The 6,694-nt window shown below is 61.8% G+C and carries 6 protein-coding genes; 3 read left to right on the plus strand and 3 right to left on the minus strand.

Annotated elements, in window-relative coordinates; genetic code table 11:
* On the plus strand, positions 1-286 hold a 286-nt coding region (locus tag KDH09_04065; GenBank protein ID MCB0218845.1), incomplete at its 5' end, for a ThiF family adenylyltransferase.
* Between the two features lie 3 nt (positions 287-289).
* Here the strand turns inward: KDH09_04065 and KDH09_04070 are convergent.
* The 3 genes from KDH09_04070 to KDH09_04080 are packed head-to-tail and all read right to left on the minus strand — an operon-like array spanning position 290 to position 2,247.
* Positions 290-1,402, minus strand: coding sequence for a hypothetical protein (locus KDH09_04070; protein MCB0218846.1), 1,113 nt, complete (start codon positions 1,400-1,402; stop codon positions 290-292).
* 21 nt (positions 1,403-1,423) lie between these two features.
* Positions 1,424-2,038 (minus strand): hypothetical protein, encoded by a 615-nt coding sequence (locus tag KDH09_04075; GenBank protein ID MCB0218847.1) that lies wholly within the window; start codon positions 2,036-2,038, stop codon positions 1,424-1,426.
* Between the two features lie 2 nt (positions 2,039-2,040).
* Complete coding sequence (locus KDH09_04080; GenBank protein MCB0218848.1) at positions 2,041-2,247, minus strand: hypothetical protein; 207 nt, start codon at positions 2,245-2,247, stop codon at positions 2,041-2,043.
* Positions 2,248-3,111: 864 nt separating this feature from the next.
* Between KDH09_04080 and KDH09_04085 the strand changes: the two genes are divergently transcribed.
* A complete protein-coding gene (locus KDH09_04085) occupies positions 3,112-4,173 on the plus strand; it encodes a hypothetical protein (protein MCB0218849.1) in 1,062 nt (353 codons plus the stop codon).
* Positions 4,174-5,055: 882 nt separating this feature from the next.
* Positions 5,056-6,672 carry a CTP synthase gene (locus tag KDH09_04090; protein ID MCB0218850.1) on the plus strand — a complete coding sequence of 539 codons (1,617 nt, stop codon included), beginning with the start codon at positions 5,056-5,058 and terminating at the stop codon, positions 6,670-6,672.
* Positions 6,673-6,694 lie beyond the last annotated feature (22 nt).

Genomic DNA, 6,694 nt, shown 5'->3' on the forward strand with positions numbered 1-6,694 from the left:
CGTGGTTCCTGGCGCCGCCTGCTACCGCTGCCTGTTCGAGCGCCCGCCGCCAGCGGGCGCCGCGCCCACCTGCGCGCAGGCCGGCGTCATCGGCGCCCTGGCCGGCCTTGTCGGCAGCATTCAAGCCGCCGAGGCCATCAAGCTCCTGCTGGGCATCGGCGAGCCGCTTCGCTCGCGCCTGCTCACCATCGAGGCCCTCGGCGGGCTCTTCCGCGAAGTGCCGCTGGGAAGGCGGGAGAGCTGCGAGGCCTGCGGGGCGCGGGCGGGAATTTTGCTGCCGGAGTGAGGCTCAGGAGGCCAGGAGTGCCTTCTGCTCGGCCAGGCCCTCGCGAACGAGTGCGGCTTTTTCGAGGATCCCTTCGGGGGTCAGCGGTTTTCCGTCTTCATCGAGACCAAAGAGCGCGCCGAAGAGCCCGGCGCCCGCGGCAACGGCGCCGCCGGTACCGCCAAGGGCTTCGAGGCCCGCCGTGCCCCCCTGGAGCGCCCGCGCCCCGGCGGCGGCGAGCAGGGCCATGGTGTCCTCGTTCTTGAGGACATTGCCCGCAGTGCCCGGCACGAAGAGCTCGGGACCGGCCTCGCCGACCAGGGCCAGCTGGCCGGCGGCCAGGGGGCCGCCGTTTTGGCGGAACTCCATGCGCCGCACTTCTTCAACTGACAACGTCTGCAATTTGAGCAATTCGTCACGTTCGGCATCGAACTTTGCTTGAATCTCCGCCAAACGCCGCTCCGTCACGTCAGGTCCAAGATTGGATTCTTGTCTGACTCTTTCGAATCGCAGCTTCTCGACTAACCTTCGATCTTCCACTGCCTGCAGTTTCGCTGAGAACTCAGCCTGTATCTCATTGACGCGTTGTTGAATTTTGAAATTGAGGGCTTCTGACTGGAGCTTTTCCGCTGTCCCTGGCGGTGCTTCCAAGACGACTTCCGGACTTAGTGCAGCAATGACGGCCGAGTCCAGATTATCAAGGATGTTTTGAGCATCCCGAATGCTCTGTAGATGTTTGGCCGGGAATACGGCTGCACTGAGATCCAACGTCTTTCGAATTTCCCCAAATGCCCCTAGTAGCCCATTTAGCTGACTACGATTCAGCTCGTTACTGTCAAAACTGATGAGCGGCAATAAAGATGAAAATGTCTGCGCCAAGCGCGCGATTTCATCCGCCCTTGCTCGAGCGCCAGCAGCATCGCTTGCTAGCGATCGCTCTGCATCGCGGAACTCAGTCGCGACCTCCGCGCCGTTTTGCGCCAAATCCTTAGCAAGGCTCAGCAGTTTCTTTAGCGGAATTAGATCCAGACCTATATCAAGCGCCGCTTTACCAACGGCCATCGCCTTTCGCTGTGTCGCTTGTGCCTCACGAGCTTTCTGTGAGCCTAAATTCTCAATTATGATGTCGTTTGCCATCTGTTATCTCTCGCTCGTTTACTACGGCAATTGGAACAGCGTTTTCCCGACCGTGTCTTTTCCGAAAATCACAGCTTGATTCTTTAGGCTCGAATGAAGCCGAGTTTCAGTTCCCTGGGCTTTCAGTGCCAAGTCCACAGCCGTTCCAGATTCCCCAGTGCCTACGGATGCCACCAGCTCTGCGTCGTCACGGTACATTGCGAATTCAGCAATCGAGGTGTTATCTACTCTTAGACCGATATTCGTGGCGCTATTACTTAGACTGAAGGACGCGTTTCCCTGCGAGAGAGATCCCAACCACACAGCGTCGTCTCCATTCGGATGAGAAATGGATATGAATGCCCCACTCTCTGACGTCTTTGAATGCATCATGATCGCCGGCTCAGTTGCGCTATACAGCGCAAATGATGCGCCGGTTTCCGCTGTCCATACCCAGCGCCCCCGGATATCTCCACGCTCGTCTAGTAATTCAAAGCTTTTTGCCCGAATGATGTCTGGCCGCCGCACCTGCCCGCACGACCAAGCCCCGACCGCCACGGCGAGGGCCAACACCGCCAGCCCGCCGCCGCGCCACCAGCCGAGCCTGCGCTCCATGGTCGCCAACCGCTCTTCCAGCTCCCGCACTCGCTCTTCCATGACTACCTCCTGGCTCCAGTGCCGAGGCTGCGGCGCTTGCTGGCGCGTTCGGCCTCGACCTGGGCGTTTTTCTCGATTTGTGACTCCATTGTGGCCATGGAATCGAGAAAAATCTGCGGCTGGTCGTAGAGGCCGCCCTGGCAGGGCAGGAAGCCGTTTTTGTAGTGCCGGTAGAGGCTCACGAGTTTCCACTCCTCGCTCGTCACCATGGGTTTCAGGCACGTGGCCGAGCGAATGACGCCGGGGATTTCCCACAGGGGGTAGCCGGCGGGGCCCTGGGAACCGGGCCAGCTGCGATCCTCGTCGCAGTGCCGGCCCCAGGGGCAGCGATCGCAGTCGAAGAGTTTGCCGTTGGAAGCAACTTCGACTGCGATCAGGATTTTTTTCTGCCGTTCTCCGTGAGGGTCGAGGCCTCGAGCACCTGGGCGGCCAGTTCGGCGACCCCCATGTGACCCCTTCTGTCACACCCCGGCTGTATCCTGAGAAACAACAGACCGGTGACGCGGTCCGTCCTCCGCCGCCAGGGCTCTGGCGGACGGACCCTCCGAAGCCTTGCGCGAAGGAGGGCTGGATCGAGAACAAGTTGTCCGCGCGTCACCGAGGGGTTTGGACCGGCCGGTCCCCCTCTTGCCGCGCGGCGGAAGTGATGCCGGAGGCGCGCGGCATGAGCGGCGCCTCCGAAATGGGCTTGCACGCCCGGAAGGGAGATTGACAGAAAAAAATCACGGAAATTGAAAGCGGCGAAGCCGCCGCAGTGTCGCGCTCCCCCGCTGACGGGGGAGCTGTCCGGCTACGCCGGACTGAGGGGGATGTCATGCCGGTACGAACGCCCCCCTTCAGCCCTTCGGGCTCCGCCGGGGTTTCGTCGGACAAGTCGGCCCTCCAGTGCCTTGTGCGACGGAGGGCGGCCACATCCCCCCGCTTGCCCTGAGCCCATTGACGAAGGGGCGCGGGGGAGGACAAATCGGTGCGGCGCTTTGCGCCGAAGATACTCCCCCTGTGACCGCCGCCACAGCACCGCCCCGCCCGATCGGCTAAAGTTTTCCCAGATCTTTTCGATTCGAGGAACCGGCATGAAGATTTCCCGGCAGGGCGCGCTCGCGGGCGGGCTGATTTTTCTGGCACTGATTGCGGGCCCGATTCTGGGGGCGGCCCAGGAAGCAGACAGAACCGGCGGCGCGCTGGTCGAGCAGACCGAGAAGGGGCTCATCAACTGGAGCGCGGGCTATGTCGAAGCCGAGGGCGCGGGCGCGGTTTCCGAGGAGGCCCCCACCGCCGTGGTGGCGCGTCTTGGCGCCCAGCGCGCGGCCAAGGCCGATGCCTACCGCAACCTGCTCGAAACAGTCCAGGGCGTGCGCGTCCAGGGAGAGACCGTGGTCGAGAACTTCATGACTGTGTCCGATACGATCCACACAAGGGTGAGCGGCATCGTGCGCGGCGCCAGCGAGGTCGAGAGCCACTTCGACGGCCAGGTGGCCACCACGCGCCTGAGAATGCCCCTGTGGGGCGAGCTGGCCTCCGCAGTGATGGAGCGCCCGGCTGGCCTCACGCCCTCCTACACGCCCTTCCCTGCCGGCAGCGGCAATCCGGGCAATGGAAGCGGCGAAGGCCGCCCCGGCGGCGGAATGCGCGGAATGCTCGAGCGCGGCGGCGCGCTGCTTCGCCGCTTCGCGCGGCTGCTGGCGCCGGTGCTTTCTCCGGGCGCGGCGCTGGCCGGTGAGAACAACGATCCCGGCCGCCCTGCCCTTGGCGAGGGCGCGCTGCAGGTGGAGGTGAAGAATTCCGGGCTCATCATCGACCTGACAAAAACGCGCATCAAGCCCGATCTCTTCCCCGTGATCGTGGACGCGGCCTCCGGCAAGACCATCGTCGACGCGCGCGCCGCCGGGTCGGAGAAGGCGGCAGCCGGTGCTGTGGGTTTTGCAGCGTCGGTGGAAGAGGCGCGCTCGCAGACAGAGCGCGTGGGCGCCGACCCCCTGCTCGTCCAGGCGCTCAATCTGGCCGCCGGAACCACCGAGGGATGGACCGTGGACTTTGCCACGGGCATGGGGCTCGAGACCGCCAAGGGACTTGCCACCAAGCCCGCCGACATCCTCAAACAGGGGGTAAGCGTCGCTTACCGAATCTCCTGGTAGGGGCTGATTTTGGCGAAAACTGCTGATTTCACTTCGTTTTCACAAAGGAAACAGCCCGGCTCTCCCTCTGTGATATTTTTCACAACTCAATAAGACTATATAGCCGCCTGACATCGATATATCGCAATAATATTAGATAGTTATGGTTGCGACGCGGCGCACCAAAAAATCCTTGACGCGTCGCGCGATCCCGTGTTACAAATGCTCTTGTAACGACGGTGCTTCTACATACGCCTGCCCCTACGGGGATACATCAGGACTACACAGCACCTCGGACGAAGTAAGTAACCGCGGCAACGCTACAACAGCCGCGAACGAAAAAATCACTCGCGCTGGGACAAATGGCCTTGAACCTTCCCATTTTGTGAACTCCGAGTTCACTGTCTCAACCAACTCTTTCCAGCGCGGGAGCCAGAAGCCGCACAGCGGCACCTGGACCTACCAACTAACTCACCAACTTTTCCAACCATAAAACCCTCCAAGGCCATCTTGCGTACTTTTTCAGCCGTACCCACGCGCGCCCTGCCGCGTGTGGGCGCGGCATACTCGTTTGCCACAACAGAGGACGCCTAGAGTGAGGACGCTGAGAGTTCAGAGAATAACAACCAGAATCGAAACCACAGATGAACACGGATGCACACAGATGCATCGTGCCGGCAGGATTCTTATCCGTGTTCATCTGTGTGCATCTATGGTTCCAGTTTCTTTTCTCCGCTGTTTCCTGACCTCAGCGAGTCCGGAGTCCTCTGTGGCAAATCCTCTGCCCTGCAGGGTCGCTCCAGGGGCTGCTCCGGGCGATTTCGAGTCGCTTCTTTGACTCGCCCCTCCCCTCGGCTATATTGCGCTCCCGTCGGGCTAAAGCCTTCTGAATCAGCGGAATATATGAAACCGAAATACATATTCTTCACCGGCGGCGTGGTCAGTTCCCTTGGGAAAGGTCTCGCTGCCGCCAGCACCGGTGCGCTGCTTGAGGCCCGCGGGCTCGACATCACCCTCATCAAACTCGACCCCTACATCAACGTCGATCCCGGCACGATGAACCCCACCCAGCATGGTGAGGTCTTCGTCACCGACGACGGAACCGAGACGGATCTCGATCTTGGACACTACGAGCGCTTTACTAACGCGTTCATGTCACGCAAGAACAACTTCACGACGGGCCAGATCTACGACTCGGTCATCCGCAAGGAACGCGCCGGCGAGTATCTGGGCAAGACCGTGCAGGTCATCCCCCACATCACCGATGAGATCAAGGAACGCGTGCGCGAGGCCGGCGCCGGCCACGACATTGCCATTGTCGAGATCGGCGGCACCGTGGGCGACATCGAGAGCCTCCCCTTCCTGGAGGCCATCCGCCAGTTCAAATACGACCTGGGCGACGAGCACGTGTGCTACGTGCACCTGTCCTACGTGCCCTACATCGAGGCCGCCGGCGAGCTCAAGAGCAAGCCCACGCAGCACTCGGTCGCCGCGCTCCGCCAGATCGGTATCGCGCCCGACATCATTCTCTGCCGCTCAGACCGCGAGATTCCGCGGGAGATGAAGGACAAGATCGCCCTGTTCTGCAACGTGCAGAAAGGCAACGTGATCACCGCGCGCGACGTATCGACCATCTACGCCGTTCCCATCGAGCTGCACAACGAGGGCCTCGACGAGCGCATCGTCCAGCGCCTCAATGTCTGGACCCGTCGCCCGGACATCTCGGCGTGGGAACGCATCGTCCGCACGGTCAAGGAACCCAAAGACGAGTGCACCATCGCGGTGGTCGGCAAATACGTCGACCTCATCGAGTCCTACAAGTCCCTTAACGAGGCGCTCACCCACGGCGGCCTGGCCAATGAATCGAAGGTGAACCTCGAATACATCGACGCCGAAGAGATCGAAAAAGACGGCGCCGACAAGATCCTGCAGAACGCGCACGGCATCCTGATCCCCGGCGGTTTCGGCTCGCGCGGGATCGAGGGGAAGATCCAGGCCATTCGCTACGCGCGTGAGCATCACATCCCCACCTTCGGAATTTGCCTGGGAATGCAGCTCATCGTTGTCGAGTTCGCGCGCAACGTGGCCGGCATTGCCGACGCAACCTCGCTCGAATTCGACCCCAAGGCCGCCAACCCGGTCATCGCGCTCATGGAAGACCAGAAGAGCGTGACCGACAAGGGCGGCACCATGCGCCTTGGCGCCTATGAGTGCGTGCTCAAGAACACCACCCTGGCACAGAAGGCCTACGGCGCCTTCGAGATCAGCGAACGCCACCGCCACCGCTTCGAGTTCAACAACAACTACCGCGAAAAGCTCCAGGAAAAGGGCCTCGTGCTCTCGGGTCTCTCCCCGGACGAGCAGCTCGTGGAGATCGTCGAGCTCGAAGACCAGCCCTGGTACCTGGGCTGCCAGTTCCACCCCGAGTTCAAGAGCAAACCCACGGCCCCGCACCCGCTCTTCCGCGAGTTCATCAAGGCCGCACTTCAGCAAAAAGCCAAAGCCGCCCAGGCCGCCTGAGCCCTCCCGATTGCGCCCGCAC

This window comes from Chrysiogenia bacterium (genome assembly GCA_020434085.1).
Lineage (GTDB): Bacteria > JAGRBM01 > JAGRBM01 > JAGRBM01 > JAGRBM01 > JAGRBM01.